The sequence below is a fragment of the Brevundimonas sp. SGAir0440 genome, assembly GCF_005484585.1.
Taxonomy (GTDB): domain Bacteria; phylum Pseudomonadota; class Alphaproteobacteria; order Caulobacterales; family Caulobacteraceae; genus Brevundimonas.
On the sequence record NZ_CP039435.1, the window covers coordinates 607,515 to 624,934 of the forward strand.

Here is a 17,420-nt window from a genome sequence, read left to right on the forward strand (position 1 = left end):
GATTGGGGCGGGCCCGGCAGCGACCTCGAATGAATATCTGAGCCCCTGGATCGAACCGAAAGGGCGCTTCTGCTCCGCAGATGCAGTCATGGAGAGGCGCGCTTGCATCACGGAACCATGACGAAAATGGGTCCGGCGACGGTCTGTAAGGGGCTTCCCTTACTCCGGCGCGGGGTCGATCCGCGCCGGGCGCAGCGTGCGGCGCAGCGCGCGGCTGGGCCGATTGCGACGCTCGATCGGGATGGCCGACTGGAAGGCCTTGCGAAACTGATCGCGACGTTCGTGGACCGAGGCGAGCACCAGGCCCATGGGCACGCCCAGATCGACCAGGGTGTTTTCGGCCAGCTGCAGACTGGCCTCGGTCGTCTCCGGCACGGCGTCGGTGACGCCCAGTCCATACAGCCGAATGGCGTGCTGATCGTCGCGAGCGCGGGCGATCAAAATCAGGTCGTCGCGCATCGACCGCGCCGTGGTGACGACTTCGTCCACCTTGGTCGGCGCATCCATGGTGACGATCAGGGCGCGGGTGGATTGAACGCCGCAGTGCTGGAGCATCTCGCGCCGCCCCGCATCGCCATAGAAGACATCGAATCCGTCACGACGGCCCGCAGCGACGGCGCCCGCATCGGTGTCCAGGGCGATGAAGGGCTGATCGTGCGCCTTCAGCATTTCCCCAATCAGCCGGCCGACGCGCCCGAAGCCGACGATGATGACCGCGCCGTCGGCCGGCTCCAGCTTTGGAAGCGCGACGGGATGGCCTGCGGCTGCCGACTTGCGCGCCAACCTCTGGCCCAGCAGAGCGAGCAGGGGGATCGAAAAGATGCTGACGGTCGCCGACAGGGCCACGGTGTTGGTCAGTTGCGGCGGCGCGAGGCCTTCGACCAGGCCGGTGGCGAAGACCACGAAGGCGAACTCGCCCGCCGGCGCCAGAACGAGCGCCGTCTCCAGCGCCGGGCGGGCGCCCAGGCCCCAGAAACGGGCGAGGCTGAAGATCACGCCGGTCTTCACGACCGTCAGAGCCAGGGCCAGGCCGAAGACGCCGACCGGATCGGCGGCGATGGCGTCCAGGTCCAGACCCAGGCCGACGCCGACGAAGAAGACGCCCAGCAGAAGCCCCTTGAACGGTTCGATGGAAACCTCGACCTCGCGCCGGAACTCGGTCTCGGCCAGCAGCACGCCGGCGACAAGCGCGCCGATACTCATCGACAGGCCGCTGGCCTGGGCGGCGAGACCGGCCCCGACCACCACCAGCAGGGAGGCGGCGACGAACAGTTCGCCGCCCTGGTCGGCCTTGCGCGCCTTCGCCACCGACCGGAACATCGGCCGCAGAACCACGCGCCCCAGCAGCACCATCAGACCCAGACCGATGGCGGCCGGAACCAGGGTGAACAGGGCGCGCCCCAGAACGGCGGGATCCAGCGCGCCGCCCTGCTGGGCCAGCGCCGCCAGGACGGTGACGGTGATCAGGATCGGCGCGACCGCCAGATCCTGGGCCAGCAGGATGGCGAAGGTGGAACGGCCGACCGTTCCCTTCAGCCGCCCGCGCTCGGCCAGCACGGGCATTACCACGGCCGTCGAGGACAGGGCGAGGCCCATGCCCAGCACCACGGCGCTGGCCAGGGTCTGGCCCATCAGCATGAAGCCGCCTGCGAGCACGGCGGTGCAGACGACGACCTGCATCAGTCCCAGGCCGAACACGAGCCGACGCATGGCGCGCAGCCGCTCCCATGACAGCTCCAGACCGATCATGAACAACAGGAAGGCGACGCCCAGTTCCGACAGCTGCGCCAGTTGGCCCGGATCGCCGATGGTCAGCCATGACAGCCAGGGCAGGCTTTGCGCGAACCGGCCGAGGCCGTCCGGCCCCAGCAAAACGCCCGCAGCGAGGAAGCCCAGAACGGGGCTGACCTTCAGCCGATTGACCAGGGGCACGATGACGCCGGCGGCCGCCAGAAACACCACCAGATCCTTATAGTCGCCGCCCTGACCGTGCATCCGCCCTCCTTGCGTCGGCGTATCTGACCCTGATCCCCGCGCCGTGGCGAGAGGTCGCATCGGAATCATGAACTTTTTTTAAGGCGACACCCCCCCTCGCCGGACTAGGGTCTGCGCCGAACCATCCAGATGCCGGGTGGGAACAGGGACATAGTGATGAAACGTCTGCTTATCGGGGCCGCCGTCGGCGCCCTTCTTCTGCCCGCCAGCTCGGTCCTGGCTCAGGATATCGGTCACGACCACGCCTGCATCGACGACGCCTGCACCCTCGTTTCGCTGTTCTCGGGCGAAGAGACGGCGGCCGGTTGGCAGGGCACAGAGGCGCCCCGCTACGGAACCTGGGGCTTCGACCTGGCCGGCCGCGACACCTCGGTGAAGCCGGGCGACGACTTCTTCCAGTACGCCAACGGCAAGGCCCTGGAAAAGCTGGTCATTCCGTCGGATCGCACCAGCTACGGCTCGTTCGCCCTGCTGCGCGAACTGTCGGACAACCGCATGAAGGAACTGGTTCTGGGCCTGGCCAACCGCACCGACCTGACGCCCGGATCGGACGAGGCCAAGGTCGCCGACGCCTATCGCTCCTACATCGACGAGGCGCGCATCGAGCAGTTGGACGCCCAGCCGCTGCAACCCTATCTGGCCGCGATCCGCGCCGCCGACAGCCATGACAAGATGGCCGTCTATATGGGCCAGACGGCCGGCCGCTTCGGCTCGTCCTTCTTCGGCACCGGCATCACGATCGATTCCAAGCAACCGACCCGCTACGTCGTCTCGACGGGCCAGTCGGGCATCGGCCTGCCGAACCGTGACTATTATCTGGACGCCCGTTTCGCCGACAAGAAAGAGAAGTATCAGGCCTATGTCGGCCGGATGCTGGAGATGATCGGCTGGACCAACCCGACCGAGACCGCCGCCCAGATCGTCGCGCTGGAAACCAAGATCGCCGAGGCGCACTGGACCCCGGTCGAGAACCGCAACCGCGACCGGACCTATAACGAGTTCACCATCGCCAAACTGGCCGAAGATGCGCCGGGCTTCGCCTGGCAGGCCTACTACGATGCGGCCAAGCTGGGCGACGTGCCGCGCCTGATCGTGCGTCAGGATACGGCCATGCCCAAGATCGCGGCCATCTACGCCGAGACGCCGGTCGAACTGCTGCAGGCCTGGCAGGCCTTCCACACCGCCGACGACATGGCGCCGCTGATGTCCAAACGCTTCGCCGACGCCCAATGGGAGTTCCGTTCGCGCGATCTGTCGGGTCAGCCTGAGCAGCGCACCCGCGAAAAGCGCGCCATCTCCTTCGCTGAAGGATCGCTGGGCGAGGCCACGGGCCGTCTCTACGTCGCCCAGTACTTCCCGGCCGAATCCAAGGCCAAGATGGAAGAGCTGGTCGCCAATCTGCGCACCGCCCTGTCGCACCGGATCGACAACCTGACCTGGATGGGGACCGAGACCAAGGCGGCGGCGCAGGAGAAGCTGCGCAAGTTCACCGTCAAGATCGGCTATCCCGACAAGTGGCGCGACTACTCCGGTCTCGACATCCGCGCGAGCGACTTGGTCGGTAACGCCGAGCGCCGCGGCCTGTTCGAGTGGAACTATGATCTGGCCCGTCTGAACGAGCCGGTCGACAAGTCGGAGTGGGGCATGACCCCGCAGACCGTCAACGCCTACTACAACTCGGCCAACAACGAGATCGTCTTCCCGGCCGCGATCCTGCAGCCGCCCTTCTTCGATCCGAATGGCGATGCGGCGGTCAACTATGGCGGCATCGGCGGCGTGATCGGTCACGAGATCGGCCACGGCTTCGACGACCAGGGCTCCAAGTCGGACGGCGACGGCGTGCTGCGCAACTGGTGGACGCCGGAAGACAAGGCCAACTTCGAGGCCCTGACCGCGCGTCTGGGCGCGCAATATGCGACCTACGAGCCGATCGCCGGCTATCACATCAACCCTGGCCTGACGATGGGCGAGAACATCGGTGACGCGTCTGGCGTGGCCGTCGGTCTCGAGGCCTATCACCTGTCGCTCAACGGTCAGCCGGCGCCCGTGATCGACGGCACGACCGGCGACCAGCGCTTCTTCTATGGCTGGGCCCAGGTCTGGCAGTCGAAGTACCGCGACGAGGCGCTGAAGCAGCAGGTCGCCACCGACCCGCACTCGGCCGCCCAGTTCCGCGTCATCGGCCCGCTGCGCAACGTCGATGCCTGGTACGACGCCTTCGACGTTCAGCCGGGCACGAAATACTATCTGACGCCCGAGGAACGCGTCCGCCTCTGGTAGGGCGACGCTTGTTCGAGAATGGAAAGGCCGGGGTTCGCCCCGGCCTTTTTCATACCGAGACCGGGCTGCTCGATTTCGACGCCGTATCGAGAATTTGTCGAGCTTTCATAGGCGTTTGTCTGGGCGCCAGACGCGAAAAAGCCCGCTGCGGGGGATACATCGCAGCGGGCTTTCGCGCTCTTTAAAGAGCGGACGTTTCCTCCCCGAAACGCCTTCGAGTGCTGCGCGCTTGAGCAACGCTTGCCCTCGAGTGAGGTCATTTGACGCAAGGGCCGGTCGGTCGTCAACGGCCGCTTTGGCAAGAGTCGAACTTTCTTCGACTTATCACTGATAACCCATTTCAGGGGCGGGTTATTATCGAAGCTTATTCGATAATGGACTTGATGGCGGCGACCAGGCTGTCGCGGGGGACTTTCATCTGGCCGGGGCGTTCGGCCTTCCAGGCGTCGTTGTCCGTGATGCCGGCGGCGGCGGCGCGGCCGGCGTCCAGATCCTTGATCGTGACCTCGCCGGCGGCGATCTCATCGCCGCCCAGGATGACGACGGCCGGGGCGCCGCGCCGGTCTGCGTATTTCATCTGCGCCTTCATGCCGGCGCGACCCAGATAAAGCTCGGCGGCGATTCCGGCGGCGCGCAGTTCGGCGACGGCGGTCAGATAATGGGCCATGTCGTCTTCCGAGAAGACGATGACGACCACGGGGCCGCGCACGGCGTCCTCGGCGCTCCGTCCCGCCGCGCGCAGGGCCGAGGCCAGACGCGAGACGCCGAAGGAGAAGCCGGTCGCCGGCGTGCTCTGGCCGGTGAAGCGGGCGACCAGATCGTCGTAGCGACCGCCGCCGCCGATGGAGCCGAAGCGGACCGGGCGACCCTTATCGTCGACCGTTTCGAGCAGCAGTTCGGCTTCGAACACGGCGCCGGTGTAATACTCCAGGCCGCGCACGATGGTCGGATCGAACTTCACAGCGTCCTGGCCGACCGACATGGCGGCCAGCGCGCGGTCGATGGCGGCCAACTCGTTCAGCGCCGCCTCGCCCCCCGCGCCGAGGTCGCCGGAGCGCGCGACGGCGTCCAACGTCTCGGCCCGCGACAGGCCGGGGGTATTGGCCGAGGCCAGGAAGGCCTCGATGGCGGCCGTGAGCTTGGCGGGCAGCTGGGCGCCCTTGGTGTAGTCGCCCGAGTCGTCCAGACGCCCTTCGCCCAGCAGTTGGACCACGCCCTCCCAGCCCAGGCGATCGAACTTGTCGATGGCGCGAAGCGCCGTCAGCCGCTGACCGGCCTCGGTCACGCCGCCGGCGTCGAACAGGCCGTCGAACAGCTTGCGGTTCGAAACGCGGATCTGGGCCTGGCCGGCGTCCAGACCGGCGGCGCGCAGGCCTTCGCAACCCATGGCGATGATCTCGGCGTCGGCCTCGGGCCGGTCGGAGCCGACGGTGTCGGCGTCGCATTGCCAGAACTCACGGAAGCGACCAGGGCCGGGCTTCTCGTTGCGCCAGACGGGACCGTAGGCATAGCGCCGAAAAGGCTTGGGCAGGGTCTCCCAGGTCTGGGCGGCGAAACGGGCCAGGGGCGCAGTGTGGTCGTAGCGCAGAGCCATCCAGTCGCCCGGCTCGTCCGATCCAGCGTCGTCCTGCAGTGCGAAGACGCCCTCGTTCGGGCGGTCGGCGTCGGGCAGGAACTTGCCCAGCGCATCGGCATATTCGAAGGCCGGCGTCTCCAGCGGTTCGAAGCCCCAACGCTCATAAACCTCGGACACGCGCGCGACGATGCGCCGCTCGGCGGTCAGGTCGCGGCCGCGCTTGTCGGCGAAGCCGCGTGGATTGCGGGCGAGGGGGCGGGGAGGCGCGGCGTCGGTCATGGCGCGCGCTTAAGCCAAGGGGCGTTTGATCGCAAATTATCCCATCGACCCGGCGCCGGCGTCGTGTCCTCTGGCGTCGCACAATGATTTGTTCCTAAAGGCGAAATCTCGGCGTCGAAGGAACCGCCGGGACAATGTTTCGTTAGTGGCGCATGACGCCCCACGCCCTTCTCGTTCCGCGCACCTGCAACACCTCCGATCGCCGCACGATCCGGTGGTGGGAGTGCGAGCTGATCGACGACGCGGGGTCGCGGCGTATGCAGAACCAGGCCTTCTTCTCGATCCGCGAAGCCCGGTCCTGGGCGTCGGCCCAGGGCTATCCCGTCAGCGACGACGCCGCCGCCGCGGCCGAGCTGTGATGTCCGAGGCGGCCCCGAGCGGCGTTCTGACGGCCGAAGCATTCGATACGCCGCGCATCCTGCTCGCCGGCGCGGTCGACTACGCCATGTACGACCGCTTCCGCCAGCAGATGGCGGAGGCACCCGACACAGGGCTGACCGTCATCGAACTGTCGACCCTGGGCGGTGATCCGGAGGTGGCGCGCATGATGGGCGAGGACGTGCGCTTTCAAAGCGACATCAATCCGTCGCGCCGGCTGGTCTTTCTGGGCAAGGCGGCGATCTATTCCGCCGGCGCTACCTTCATGAGCTTCTTTGCGGTGGAGAATCGCTATCTGACGCGGGGCGCGCGAGTGATGATCCATGAGCGCAAGATGGATAAGCAACTGCATGTCTCGGGGCCGCTGACGACCTGCATCGCCTCGGTTCGCGCTATGCTGAACGAGCTGGAACACTCCATCGTCATCCAGAACGAGGGTTTCGAGAATCTGGTGCGCGGATCGTCTGTCACGATGGAGGAGGTGCTGAAACGCGCCCCCGCCAACTGGTACATCGAGGCCCAGGAGGCGAAGGCGCTGGGCCTGATCGCCGAAGTGATCTGACCCGCCTGACGGGTCAGGCCTGAAGCGTTTCCAAGGTCAGATTGCCATTGGTGTAGACGCAGATTTCGGCGGCGATCTTCATGGCCTTGCGGGCGACCTGTTCGGCGTCCAGATCGGTTTCCTCGATCAGGGCGCGGGCGGCCGACAGGGCGTAGTTGCCGCCCGAACCCACGGCTGCGACGCCATACTCCGGCTCCAGCACATCGCCGACGCCCGTCACGGTGAAGATGGACGACTTGTCCGCCACCAGCAGCATCGCTTCCAGCCGGCGCAGATAGCGGTCGGTGCGCCAGTCCTTGGCGAGGTCGACGCAGGCGCGCGCCAGCTGATCAGGATACTGCTCCAGCTTGGCCTCAAGCCGTTCGATCAGGGTGAAGGCGTCGGCCGTGGCGCCGGCAAAGCCCGCCAGCACCTTGCCGCCGGCCAGGGTGCGCACCTTGCGGGCGGCGCCCTTGACGATGGTCGGGCCCATCGAAACCTGGCCGTCGCCGGCGATTACGGTGCGTCCGTTCTTGCGCACCGCCAGAATGGTAGTGCCGTGCCAGTCGGGGAAGTTGGATGCGGTCTGGGTCATGACGATCAGATGGCGCGGCTGGAGGCCGGCATCAAGTCTGTCGCGCCTTGGTGTAACGCTGTCTTATTTTGACCCCAATATTGGCTAGAAGGCGCAATCCGCTTTCGCGGTTCTTTGAAATCGAGGGGCAGGTTTTGCTTTATCGCGTCGTTTTCGTGAGTGAAATGATCGGTGGCGCGAACCACACGATCCAGTCGCTTGCCGAAATCCTCGGCGCGTCGGAGCGAAACAATCGCCGCGACGAGATCGGCAGCGCCATGCTGTTCCACGAGGGCGAGATGGCCCAGGTCATCGAGGGCGCCCGGGCGGACCTGGATCGGCTGATGTCGCGCCTCTGGAAAGACCCGCGTCATCACAACATCCGCGTCCTGGATGATCGGCCCGTCATGCAGCGGCGGATGCGCGAACCCGCGCGGCTGTGCGCCCTCAGCGACCGGCAGGCCGCCGACATTCTGCGCGGACGGCGCCTGAGCGATCTGTCCAGCGCGGGTCTGGAAAAGCTGCTGTCGTGCGAACACGTCCGGATGGCCGCTTAAGGCGCCAGGCGACAGCCCCCTCGCGCCGGAACCTGTGCGGCGCTAGATAGGGCGGTGATCTTTTCTGAAGACGAAGTCGAACGCTATGCGCGGCATCTGGTCCTGTCCGAAGTGGGCGGGCCGGGGCAGCAGGCGCTGAAGCGCGCGCGGGTGCTGATCGTCGGCGCGGGCGGCGTGGGATCGCCAGCGGCGCTCTATCTGGCGGCGGCGGGCGTCGGAACCCTGGGCCTGATCGACGACGATGTGGTCGGCCTGTCCAACCTGCAACGGCAGATCGCCTTTTCGACGGCGCAGGTCGGCCGGTCGAAGGTCGAGGCGGCGGCGGAACGGCTGGTCGGCCTCAATCCGCATGTCGCGGTCAAAACCTTCGCCGAGCGGATCACCGCCGAGAATGCGGCGGCGCGGATTGCAGCCTTCGACATCGTGCTGGACGGGACCGACGATTTCCAGACCCGGCTGTTGGTCAACGCGGCCTGTGTTGCGGCGGGCAAGCCGCTGGTGTCGGGCGCGCTTGGCCGCTGGAACGGGCAGATCGGGGTGTTTGCAGGCCAGCCCTGCTATCAATGCCTGGTGCCCGAGATTCCGCCGGATGCGGAAACCTGTGCGCGCGTCGGCGTCGTCGGCGCCCTGACCGGCGTGATCGGGTCGATGGCGGCGCTTGAGGTCATCAAGCTGATCACCGGCGCGGGCGAGGCCCTGACGGGGCGGTTGATGCTGTATGACGGTCTGGCGGGCTCGGCGCGGACCGTGAGGGTCGCCGCCGATCCGGAGTGCCCCGTCTGCGGCGGCTGAAGATCAGGCGGCCGCCGCGAAACGGATGTCGGCCAGATCCAAGTCAGCCAAATCCAGATCGGGCAGGGGGGGGGCAAAGCCCAGCGCGGGGTTGCTGAGCACCGTCACCAGACGTTCGCCGCAATAAAGATAGAGGGTCTCGAACCCGACCCACTTGCGGGCGATCGCTTCCAGCGCCTGATTGGCCGCCGTGTCGTTCGTCGCGTCGAGGACGCAGATGTCCCGCACCGGAACGCCGGGCAGGTTGACGATGCAGTAGTAGGAGTCCAACGCACACTTCCTCGATCAGGACGCCGGAAACGAAGCGCGTTTACGACGGTTCCTCCCCTGCCAGCGGTTTTCGACAGCCGTGTGAGTTCGGTCCGACAGACTTGTGAAAAGGAGGCCTGATGGCCCGACGTCCCGCCTCGCCCAAACGCCTGAACGCCGTAAATCTCAGCGGCTTAGGCGCTGAGCGTCTGGGCGAACTGCTGATGCAGGCGGCGGATGCGGATGCGATCCTGAAGCGGCGGCTCAGGCTGGTGATGGCGGCCGAGGCGGGGCCGGATCTGCTGGCCCTGGAAATCGACAAGCGATTGACGACAATCGCCGCCAGCCGCGCGCGCGTGTCATGGCGAAAGCGGCCGGACCTGTTGCGCGATCTGGAGATTCTGCGGGCTGCAATCGTCGAGGATCTGGCCGAGGCCGCTCCGGCGATGGGGTTGGAGCGATTGATCGGCTGGTTCGATCTGTTTCGCGGCCTGGCCTCGCGGGTCAAGGATCAGAAGGGCGAACTGGCCGACGCGTTCGAAACGGCGGCTGCGGATTTGTGGCGGATCGCCGAGGCTGCGGTGCGGACGGACGACAGCACAGTGGGTCTGCTGGCGGAGGCGGTGGCGCGGCAACCGCTCGAATACGCCCGCTGGATAGGGGCCGGCGGCGACAATCTGACGGCGGACATGGCCAAGAGACTGCTGGATCGTCTCGAAACCGCATCCACCGCACGCGGGATGCGGACGGTCGTGCGACGGCTGGCGGACCGGGCGGGCGATCTGGACCTGTGGCTGTCGATGACGACGCCGGAGGAACGGGGCTCGCCGGATTTCGCGGCGGTGATGGCCAAGCGGCTGCTGGTGGCCGATCGCATTCCAGAAGCGCGTCAGGCGCTGGAGGCGGCGCTGAAACCGTCGGTGGGCAACCGGCGCTGGACCTTCGGGCGATCGCCGCAGGCCGGACCGCCGGTCCTGACCCCGGCGTGGGAGGCGACCTCGATCGCTCTTTTGGAAGCCGAGGGCCGCAAGGACGAGGCGCAGGACCTGCGCTGGGCGATGTTCGAGCGCGACCTGTCCGCGCCGGTGCTGCGGGCCTATCTGGCGCGTCTGCCGGACTTCGACGATGTGGAGGCGCTGGACCGCGCCTTGGCCCACGCCGCCACCCATGCGGACTTCGAAACGGCGCTGGGGTTTCTGATGGACTGGCCCGCGCACCGCGAGGCGGCCGCCCTGGTCGAGCGCCGCATTCGCGAAGTGCGCACGCCGCTGCCGCTCAAGGCCGACTGGGCCGCGCGGCTGGCGCAGAAATATCCCGATGCGGCCGAGCGGTTGCTGGCTGCGCCCTAAAGCATTGCGGGCCTAGAGCATCGCCGGGATGACCCGATCCGGCGGGCGGTGGCCGTTCTGATAGGTCATGACGTTGGCGATGACGCGGTCACCCATGTCCTGGCGCGCTTCCAACGTGGCGGAACCCAGGTGGGGCAGCAGCACGACATTGGACTGGCCCAACAGGCCATGATGGATGGCGGGCTCGTTCTCGAACACGTCAAGGCCGACGCCGGACAGGGCGCGCATGGCCACCGCCTGAGCCAGGGCCGCCTCGTCGATCAGTTCTCCGCGCGCGGTGTTGATCAGGATGGCGTGGGGCTGAAGCCGGGCCAGCCGCTCAGCCGACAGCAGATGGTAAGTGTCCTTCGTCGCCGGACAGTTCAGCGAGACGATGTCCATCCGCGCCAGCATCTGGTCCAGGTCGTCCCAGTAGGTCGCGCTCAGCTCTTCCTCGATCAGGGCCGGGACGGGCTTGCGATTGTGATAGTGGACTTGAAGGCCGAAGGCCTTGGCGCGGCGGGCCAGGGCCTGGCCGATCCGGCCCATGCCGACGATCCCCAGCCGCTTGCCCCACAGCTTGCGCCCGCACATCCAGGTCGGGGTCCAGCCCTCGAACCGGCCTTCGGCCACCACCTGGGCGCCTTCGACGATGCGGCGGCTGACGGCCAGGATCAGGCTCATGGCCAGGTCGGCGGTGTCCTCGGTCAGGACGCCGGGCGTGTTGGTCACGATGATGCCGCGCGCCACGGCCGCATCGACGTCGATATGATCCACCCCGGCGCCGAAGTTGGCGATCATCTTCAACTGCTCGCCCGCGCCATTGATCAGGTCGGCGTCGATGACGTCGGTGATGGTGGGCACCAGAACCTCGGCCCGCTGGACGGCGGCCTGCAAGGCGGCGCGATCCATCGGCTGATCCTTCAGGTTCAGCTCGGCGTCGAACAGCTCCCGCATCCGCGTTTCGACCGCGTCGGGCAGGCGTCTGGTTAATACGACCTTAAGCTTGCGGGGGGACATTCTCGGCCTTGGTTAGCGGGCGGCGATTCAGACGGATCAAAGCCCGCGCGACGGGTCGTTCCAATCAGTGTCTAGCAAAGCCGCCGCCATCTTCCAAAGCCTGCGACGCCACATCGCCATCGTAGGAGCCGTTCTCGGCCTCGGCGTGATGGCCAGCGCCGGCGCGACCATGCCCGACGGCCGCCCGACGCCGACGGGGCTTGAGGTGCCGCGCTGGATTTCGCTGAAGTCCTCGCACGTCCGCGCACGCCAGGGGCCGGGCCTGGATTATCCGATCCTGTGGGAATATCGGGCCGCCGGCCTGCCGGTTCAGGTGATCGCCGAGACGACGGAATGGCGCAAGATCTGCGACCCGGACGGAGCCGTGGCCTGGATCCACCGCACGGTGTCGTCGGGCCGGCGTTACGTCTTCAACACAACCGCAGAGGAAGTGCCGATCCGGTCGGGCCGATCCGAGACCGCGTCGGTGCGCGCGCGCCTGTCGCCGCGCGCTTTGGTGATGCTGGACGAATGCGAAGAGGGCTGGTGCAAGGTCCGGGCGAGACGGCTGGAGGGTTTCGTGGCCCAGCGGGCCGTGTTCGGCACCCAGGAGCGGGCGCTGTGCAACGCCAATCGCCCTGCGGGCACGGGTCGCAACTGACCGCACGCTGTTGAGCGAAGCAGCGCGGTCGTGTAACCCGCGCGCAACGTATCAAGAAACGGAAGCGCCTTGACCCAGTCCCAATATCCTTCGTCCTTCGATCATGAGGCCCTGCTGGCCTCGGGCCGCGGCGAGCTGTTCGGTCCCGGCAACGCCCAGCTGCCCGCCCCGCCGATGCTGATGTTCGACCGCATCACCACGATCAATGCGGACGGCGGAGAGCACGGCAAGGGCTATGTCGAGGCCGAACTCGACATCCATCCCGACCTCTGGTTCTTCCAGTGCCACTTTATCGGCGACCCCGTCATGCCGGGCTGCCTGGGCCTGGACGCCATGTGGCAGCTGGTCGGCTTCTATCTGGGCTGGATCGGCGGTCCCGGTCGGGGTCGCGCCCTGGGCGTCGGCGAGGTCAAGTTCACCGGCCAGGTCACTCCGGACATCAAGAAGGTGGTCTACAAGATCAACCTGAAGCGCGTCATCAACCGCAAGCTGGTCATGGGCATCGCCGACGGCGTGCTGGAGGCCGACGGCCAGGTCATCTACACCTGCAACGACATGCGGGTCGGCCTGTTCGGCGCCAAGGATGAGGCGGCGGGCGGCTAACGCCCCTATATAACCGCGAACAAGGCGGACGGTCCTCGGACCAGGAAGCATCAAGAAGGAAACACCATGCGTCGTGTCGTCGTCACCGGCCTGGGCATCGTCTCTTCCATCGGCCATGGCGCCGAGGAGGTGACCCAGTCACTGCGCGAAGCCCGTTCGGGCGTCGTTCATGCCCCCGACCACGCCAAATACGGCTTCCGCAGCCAGGTCTGGGCGCCGCCCAAGATCGGTCCGTGGGAAGAACTGGTCGATCGTCGCGCCGCGCGCTTTTTGGCCAACGGCACGGCCTGGGGCCACATCGCCTTCGAAGAGGCGCTGAAGTCGTCGGGCATGACGGCGGACGAGATCAAGGACGACCGGATCGGCCTGATCGTCGGCGAGGGCGGTCCCTCGACCCAGGTGATCCTGCAGGCGGCCGCGACCACGGTCGAAAAGGGCGCGCCCAAGCGCATCGGCCCGTTCGCGGTGCCCAAGGCGATGGCGTCGGGCCCGTCGGCGGTGCTGTCGACCTGGTTCCAGATGCGCGGCATCAACTATTCGATCAGCTCGGCCTGCGCGACCAGCGCCCACTGCATCGGCGCCGGGGTCGAACAGATCCAGTGGGGCAAGCAGGACGTGGTCTTCGCCGGCGGCTGCGAGGACATCGACTGGTCCATGTCCAATATGTTCGACGCCATGGGCGCCATGTCGTCGGACTTTAACGACAATCCGTCCATCGCCTCCAGAGCCTATGACGCCAACCGCGACGGCTTCGTCATCGCCGGCGGCGCCGGCATCGTGGTGCTGGAAGAGTACGAGCGGGCCAAGGCGCGCGGCGCGACCATCTACGCTGAGGTCACGGGCTACGGCGCCAACGCCGACGGCTACGACATGGTCGCCCCCTCGGGCGAAGGCGCCCAGCGCTGCATGAAGATCGCGCTGGAACAGGCCGGCAATCCGAAGATCGACTATCTGAACCCGCACGGCACCTCGACGCCTGTGGGCGACGCCAAGGAGATGGAGGCCGTGCGCGCCGTCTTCGGCGACCAGATGCCGATGATCTCCTCGACCAAGTCGCTGACCGGTCACTCGCTCGGCGCGGCCGGCGCCCAGGAAGCTATCTACTGCCTGCTGATGATGCAGAACGGCTTCGCCGCCGAGAGCGCCCATATCGAGACCCTCGATCCGGCCTTCGAGGGCATGCCCATCCTGCGCCAGCGCCACGACGGCGAACTGACCCACGTCATGTCCAACAGCTTCGGCTTCGGCGGCACCAACGGCACGCTGATCCTGTCGAAGGTCTGAAACTTTCACCCATCATCCTCGGGTCAAGCCCGAGGATGACGGATGGGAGGGCTTAGGGGCAGCGGCTTTATTGCGTGTGGAGGGCGTTTCTCCATCTCTCTGCGTGAATTCTTTCGTCACTGCCCGTTTACACGACCGTTTCTCACCCTTAGAGAGCGTCGCCGTGACCAAGCGCCCGATTAAAGCGATGACCTCGAAAACCACCGGCTTCGGCGGGGCGGTTTCGGGTGCGCGCACGGTCTAGCGACAGCCTCGATCCCAAGCCCCGCCGATGCGCGGGGCGGTCGATCCGGCTGTACCCCGCGCCTCCATCCTTCCAGGAGACGCCTCAATGTCCTTTTCCCTGTCCAAACCGCCCCACGTGGGCATCGTCGGCGCCACCGGCCTCGTCGGCGAGATGATGCGCGGCCTGTTGGCCGAGCGGAACTTCCCGCTGGCTTCGTTGCGCCTGTTCGCCTCGGCCCGGTCGGCGGACAAAAAGATCCGCTTCGGCGAGACCGACATCGTGGTCGAGGATGCGGCGACAGCGGACTACGCCGGTCTGGACATCGTCTTCTTCTCGGCCGGCGGCGAGACGTCCAGGGCCCTGGCGCCCAAGGTGGCGGCGGCCGGGGCCGTGGTGATCGACAACTCCTCGGCCTGGCGGTCTGACCCGCAGGTGCCGCTGGTCGTCGCCGAGGTGAACCCCCACGCCCTGGCTGACCTGCCCAAGGGGATCATCGCCAACCCCAACTGCACCACCATGGCCGCCATGCCGGTGCTGAAGCCCCTGCACGACGCGGCGGGGATGAAGCGTCTGACGGTCTCCACCTATCAGGCCGTCTCAGGCGGCGGGATCGAGGGCATCCGCGTGCTGGAGGAGCAGTCGCGCGCGACCGTGGGGCAGGGCGCGGCCCTGGCCCGCGACGGCGGGGCCGTGGACTTCGGCGCGCCCGAGAAGTGGGTCGTGCCGATTGCCGCCAATGTGGTGGCCCTGAACTATACGCTCGGCGAAGACGGCTATACCGACGAGGAGCTGAAGCTGCGCGACGAGAGCCGCAAGATCCTCGAAATCCCCGGCCTGCCCGTCTCGGGCACCTGCGTGCGGGTGCCGGTCTTCACCGGCCATTCTCTGTCGATCAATGTCGAGTTCGAGCGCCCGCTGTCGGCGGCTCAGGCGTTGGACCTCTTGGCCCAGGCGCCCGGCGTGGTGGTGACGGCTGTGCCGAATCCGCTGGAGGCGTCGGGTCAGGACCCGGTCTTCGTCGGGCGCGTGCGCCCCGATCCGACCGTCGAGCATGGTCTCGCCCTATTCGTCTCGAACGACAATCTGAGGAAGGGCGCGGCCCTGAACGCGGTCCAGATCGCCGAGGTTCTGGTCCAGCAGCGCGGCTGATCGGTCGGATCAGTCGTAGCGCACGCCGCTGAGATAGAGCCCTGCCGAGGGGGCGACGGGGCCGCACCGGGCGCGGTCCTTCGCCTCCAGCGCGGCCTTGACGTCGTGGGCGGTCCAGCGGCCCAGGCCCACCTCGACCAGGGTGCCGGCCATGGACCGGACCTGGCGGTGCAGGAAGCTGCGCGCCTGGAACACCAGATGCACCTCTTCGCCGAAGCGGGACACGCGCGCCACGTCCAGCGACTTGACCGGCGATTTGGACTGGCAGCCGACGTCGCGGAAGGTGGTGAAGTCGTGGTGGCCGACCAGGACTTGCGCCGCATGGTGCATGGCCTCGGCGTCCAGGGTCTTCTTGACGTGCCAGACCCGGTCGCGCTCCAGGACGGGCTGGGGGCGCCGGTTCAGGATGCGGTACAGATAGCCTCGGCCAGTGGCGGAGAAACGGGCGTGCCAGTCGGGGTCGGGCGCATATTCGGCCGCCAGGACGCACACATCCTGTCTGATCAGATGGGCGTTCATCGCGTTCTGCACCGTATCGACGGGCCAGTCACGTTCCAGATCGGCATGGATGACCTGGGCCGTCGCATGGACCCCGGTGTCGGTGCGGCCGGCGGCGGCGATGCGAATCCGCTCGCCGGAAAAGGCGTGGATCGCCGCCTCCAGCGCGCCCTGCACCGTCGGCTGGCCGTCCTGCGCCTGGAAGCCGTTGTAGGCCGTGCCGTCGTATTCGATAGTAAGTTTATACCTAGGCACTCAGGACTCCACATGGCCGTAATCGACCAGTTTCAACCGCTAGATCGAGAGCGGGAGCTTAAGCTGCACCCAACTCACGTTGTGGGCCACTATGGCGTATTCAGGCGCGACGGGCGCTCGTTCTTGCAGATCGATACACTTGGATCAGCAGATAGAGCGAAACCGAACAGCCAGAGCCAGACTTTCCAACTGACTTCAGAAAGCGCAAAGGCGCTTTGGGAAATTCTGGGCCGCGAGTTCAACCTCTCAGCCTAGGCTGGTCCCGACGGGCAGGGGGAAGCCGCGCAGCATCTCCTCGGCCGATTGCGCCGCCTTGCCTTCGCGCTGAACGAGGATCAGACGCATTGCGCCGTCGCCGCAGGCCACCGTCAGGGCCTCGTCCAGCACGGTTCCGGGCGCGCCGGATCCGTCCGCCATGCCCGACAGCAGCGCCTTGATCCGCACGGGGCCAGCCTCTGACGGGGCCTCGAACCAGGCGCCGGGGAAGGGTGACAGGCCTCGGACATGGGCGTCCACCTCGGCGGCCGGGCGGGTCCAGTCGATCCGGGCCTCGGCCGGGGTGATCTTCTTGGCGTAGGTCGGCTCTCCGACCTGTTCCGACGGCGTGACGCCGCCCCGGTCGATGGCGGCCAGCGCGCGGGGCCACAGGCCCGCGCCGACATGGGCCATCCGTTCGGACAGGCTGGCGGCCGTGTCGTCGGGCAGGATGTCCATCCGTTCGCTGAGCAGGATGGGGCCTTCGTCCAGACCCAGGCTCATCTGCATGATCTGGACGCCGGTCTGTTTGTCGCCGGCCATGATGGCCCGCTGGATCGGAGCGGCCCCGCGCCAGCGCGGCAACAGCGAGCCATGCAGGTTCAGACAGCCTAGGCGCGGCGCCTCCAGCACCTCGGTCTTCAGAATCTGGCCGTAGGCGACGACGCAGGCCGCATCGAGATCCAGGCTTTTGAAGGTGTCGATCGCCTCGGCGTCCTTCATGGATTCAGGCGTGAAGACGGACAGACCCATGGTCTCGGCAAAGGCGTGGACGGGCGACGGCGTCAGCTTCTGGCCCCGGCCCTTGGGGCGTGGCGGCTGCGAATAGACGGCGACGATCTCGTGACCCGAGGCGATCAGCTCGGCCAGGGACGGCACGGCGAAGTCGGGAGTTCCCATGAAGGCAAGGCGCATGGGCACGCCTTTAGAACTTTAGGCGG

General features: G+C 67.0%; 17 protein-coding genes. 10 read left to right on the forward strand and 7 right to left on the reverse strand.

Features of this window, described 5'->3' with window-relative positions:
• Positions 1–159: 159 nt before the first annotated feature.
• Positions 160–1,995: a cation:proton antiporter gene (locus E7T10_RS02885; RefSeq protein ID WP_137720647.1), complete on the reverse strand. Its 1,836-nt coding sequence runs from the start codon at positions 1,993–1,995 to the stop codon at positions 160–162.
• 156 nt (positions 1,996–2,151) lie between these two features.
• Between E7T10_RS02885 and E7T10_RS02890 the strand changes: the two genes are divergently transcribed.
• On the forward strand, positions 2,152–4,275 hold the full coding sequence (locus tag E7T10_RS02890) for a M13 family metallopeptidase (RefSeq protein ID WP_137720648.1): 2,124 nt from the start codon (positions 2,152–2,154) through the stop codon (positions 4,273–4,275).
• Between the two features lie 364 nt (positions 4,276–4,639).
• Here E7T10_RS02890 and hisS read toward each other — a convergent pair whose 3' ends face one another.
• Entirely contained in the window at positions 4,640–6,130 is a 1,491-nt protein-coding gene (gene hisS / locus E7T10_RS02895) for a histidine--tRNA ligase (protein WP_137720649.1), read from the reverse strand.
• A 152-nt stretch (positions 6,131–6,282) separates the two neighbouring features.
• Between hisS and E7T10_RS02900 the strand changes: the two genes are divergently transcribed.
• Complete coding sequence (locus E7T10_RS02900) at positions 6,283–6,489, forward strand: hypothetical protein (protein ID WP_039243902.1); 207 nt, start codon at positions 6,283–6,285, stop codon at positions 6,487–6,489.
• Positions 6,489–7,070: a ClpP family protease gene (locus E7T10_RS02905; RefSeq protein ID WP_137720650.1), complete on the forward strand. Its 582-nt coding sequence runs from the start codon at positions 6,489–6,491 to the stop codon at positions 7,068–7,070. The genes E7T10_RS02900 and E7T10_RS02905 overlap by 1 nt, the downstream gene beginning before the upstream one ends.
• A gap of 13 nt (positions 7,071–7,083) precedes the next feature.
• Here E7T10_RS02905 and hslV read toward each other — a convergent pair whose 3' ends face one another.
• On the reverse strand, positions 7,084–7,644 hold the full coding sequence (gene hslV, locus E7T10_RS02910; RefSeq protein WP_137720651.1) for an ATP-dependent protease subunit HslV: 561 nt from the start codon (positions 7,642–7,644) through the stop codon (positions 7,084–7,086).
• 164 nt (positions 7,645–7,808) lie between these two features.
• Between hslV and E7T10_RS02915 the strand changes: the two genes are divergently transcribed.
• Together E7T10_RS02915 and E7T10_RS02920 are read left to right on the forward strand one after the other, a co-directional pair.
• Positions 7,809–8,180 carry a BLUF domain-containing protein gene (locus E7T10_RS02915; RefSeq protein WP_246846082.1) on the forward strand — a complete coding sequence of 124 codons (372 nt, stop codon included), beginning with the start codon at positions 7,809–7,811 and terminating at the stop codon, positions 8,178–8,180.
• Between the two features lie 54 nt (positions 8,181–8,234).
• On the forward strand, positions 8,235–8,972 hold the full coding sequence (locus E7T10_RS02920) for a molybdopterin-synthase adenylyltransferase MoeB (RefSeq protein WP_137720653.1): 738 nt from the start codon (positions 8,235–8,237) through the stop codon (positions 8,970–8,972).
• Between the two features lie 3 nt (positions 8,973–8,975).
• Here the strand turns inward: E7T10_RS02920 and E7T10_RS02925 are convergent, their stop codons facing one another.
• A complete protein-coding gene (locus tag E7T10_RS02925; RefSeq protein ID WP_137720654.1) occupies positions 8,976–9,242 on the reverse strand; it encodes a hypothetical protein in 267 nt (88 codons plus the stop codon).
• 119 nt (positions 9,243–9,361) lie between these two features.
• Here E7T10_RS02925 and E7T10_RS02930 point away from each other — a divergent pair, with 119 nt between their 5' ends.
• A complete protein-coding gene (locus E7T10_RS02930) occupies positions 9,362–10,570 on the forward strand; it encodes a DUF6880 family protein (RefSeq protein WP_137720655.1) in 1,209 nt (402 codons plus the stop codon).
• A gap of 12 nt (positions 10,571–10,582) precedes the next feature.
• Here the strand turns inward: E7T10_RS02930 and E7T10_RS02935 are convergent, their stop codons facing one another.
• Entirely contained in the window at positions 10,583–11,569 is a 987-nt protein-coding gene (locus tag E7T10_RS02935) for a D-glycerate dehydrogenase (protein WP_137720656.1), read from the reverse strand.
• 67 nt (positions 11,570–11,636) lie between these two features.
• On the opposite strand from E7T10_RS02935, the gene E7T10_RS02940 reads away from it, so the two are divergent.
• The 4 genes from E7T10_RS02940 (at position 11,637) to E7T10_RS02955 (ending at position 15,471) form a co-directional block, all read left to right on the forward strand.
• On the forward strand, positions 11,637–12,209 hold the full coding sequence (locus E7T10_RS02940) for an SH3 domain-containing protein (protein WP_246846083.1): 573 nt from the start codon (positions 11,637–11,639) through the stop codon (positions 12,207–12,209).
• Positions 12,210–12,278: 69 nt separating this feature from the next.
• On the forward strand, positions 12,279–12,812 hold the full coding sequence (gene fabA, locus E7T10_RS02945) for a 3-hydroxyacyl-[acyl-carrier-protein] dehydratase FabA (protein ID WP_055754351.1): 534 nt from the start codon (positions 12,279–12,281) through the stop codon (positions 12,810–12,812).
• 66 nt (positions 12,813–12,878) lie between these two features.
• Positions 12,879–14,096 carry a beta-ketoacyl-ACP synthase I gene (gene fabB / locus E7T10_RS02950; RefSeq protein WP_137720657.1) on the forward strand — a complete coding sequence of 406 codons (1,218 nt, stop codon included), beginning with the start codon at positions 12,879–12,881 and terminating at the stop codon, positions 14,094–14,096.
• 331 nt (positions 14,097–14,427) lie between these two features.
• On the forward strand, positions 14,428–15,471 hold the full coding sequence (locus tag E7T10_RS02955) for an aspartate-semialdehyde dehydrogenase (RefSeq protein WP_137720658.1): 1,044 nt from the start codon (positions 14,428–14,430) through the stop codon (positions 15,469–15,471).
• A 9-nt stretch (positions 15,472–15,480) separates the two neighbouring features.
• Here E7T10_RS02955 and truA read toward each other — a convergent pair whose 3' ends face one another.
• Both truA and fmt read right to left on the reverse strand, forming a co-directional pair.
• Positions 15,481–16,224: a tRNA pseudouridine(38-40) synthase TruA gene (gene truA / locus E7T10_RS02960; protein WP_137720659.1), complete on the reverse strand. Its 744-nt coding sequence runs from the start codon at positions 16,222–16,224 to the stop codon at positions 15,481–15,483.
• Positions 16,225–16,470: 246 nt separating this feature from the next.
• Complete coding sequence (gene fmt, locus E7T10_RS02965) at positions 16,471–17,394, reverse strand: methionyl-tRNA formyltransferase (protein WP_137720660.1); 924 nt, start codon at positions 17,392–17,394, stop codon at positions 16,471–16,473.
• Positions 17,395–17,420 lie beyond the last annotated feature (26 nt).

What these genes read in the sequence shown, in the direction of transcription:
- E7T10_RS02890 (WP_137720648.1), top strand. Translation starts at nt 2,152, where the DNA reads ATGAAACGTCTGCTTATCGGGGCCGCCGTCGGCGCCCTTCTTCTGCCC.
- E7T10_RS02935 (WP_137720656.1), bottom strand. Translation starts at nt 11,569, where the DNA reads ATGTCCCCCCGCAAGCTTAAGGTCGTATTAACCAGACGCCTGCCCGAC.
- E7T10_RS02930 (WP_137720655.1), top strand. Translation starts at nt 9,362, where the DNA reads ATGGCCCGACGTCCCGCCTCGCCCAAACGCCTGAACGCCGTAAATCTC.
- E7T10_RS02915 (WP_246846082.1), top strand. Translation starts at nt 7,809, where the DNA reads ATGATCGGTGGCGCGAACCACACGATCCAGTCGCTTGCCGAAATCCTC.
- hisS (WP_137720649.1), bottom strand. Translation starts at nt 6,130, where the DNA reads ATGACCGACGCCGCGCCTCCCCGCCCCCTCGCCCGCAATCCACGCGGC.
- fmt (WP_137720660.1), bottom strand. Translation starts at nt 17,394, where the DNA reads ATGCGCCTTGCCTTCATGGGAACTCCCGACTTCGCCGTGCCGTCCCTG.
- hslV (WP_137720651.1), bottom strand. Translation starts at nt 7,644, where the DNA reads ATGACCCAGACCGCATCCAACTTCCCCGACTGGCACGGCACTACCATT.
- E7T10_RS02900 (WP_039243902.1), top strand. Translation starts at nt 6,283, where the DNA reads ATGACGCCCCACGCCCTTCTCGTTCCGCGCACCTGCAACACCTCCGAT.
- E7T10_RS02885 (WP_137720647.1), bottom strand. Translation starts at nt 1,995, where the DNA reads ATGCACGGTCAGGGCGGCGACTATAAGGATCTGGTGGTGTTTCTGGCG.
- E7T10_RS02905 (WP_137720650.1), top strand. Translation starts at nt 6,489, where the DNA reads ATGTCCGAGGCGGCCCCGAGCGGCGTTCTGACGGCCGAAGCATTCGAT.
- fabB (WP_137720657.1), top strand. Translation starts at nt 12,879, where the DNA reads ATGCGTCGTGTCGTCGTCACCGGCCTGGGCATCGTCTCTTCCATCGGC.
- E7T10_RS02955 (WP_137720658.1), top strand. Translation starts at nt 14,428, where the DNA reads ATGTCCTTTTCCCTGTCCAAACCGCCCCACGTGGGCATCGTCGGCGCC.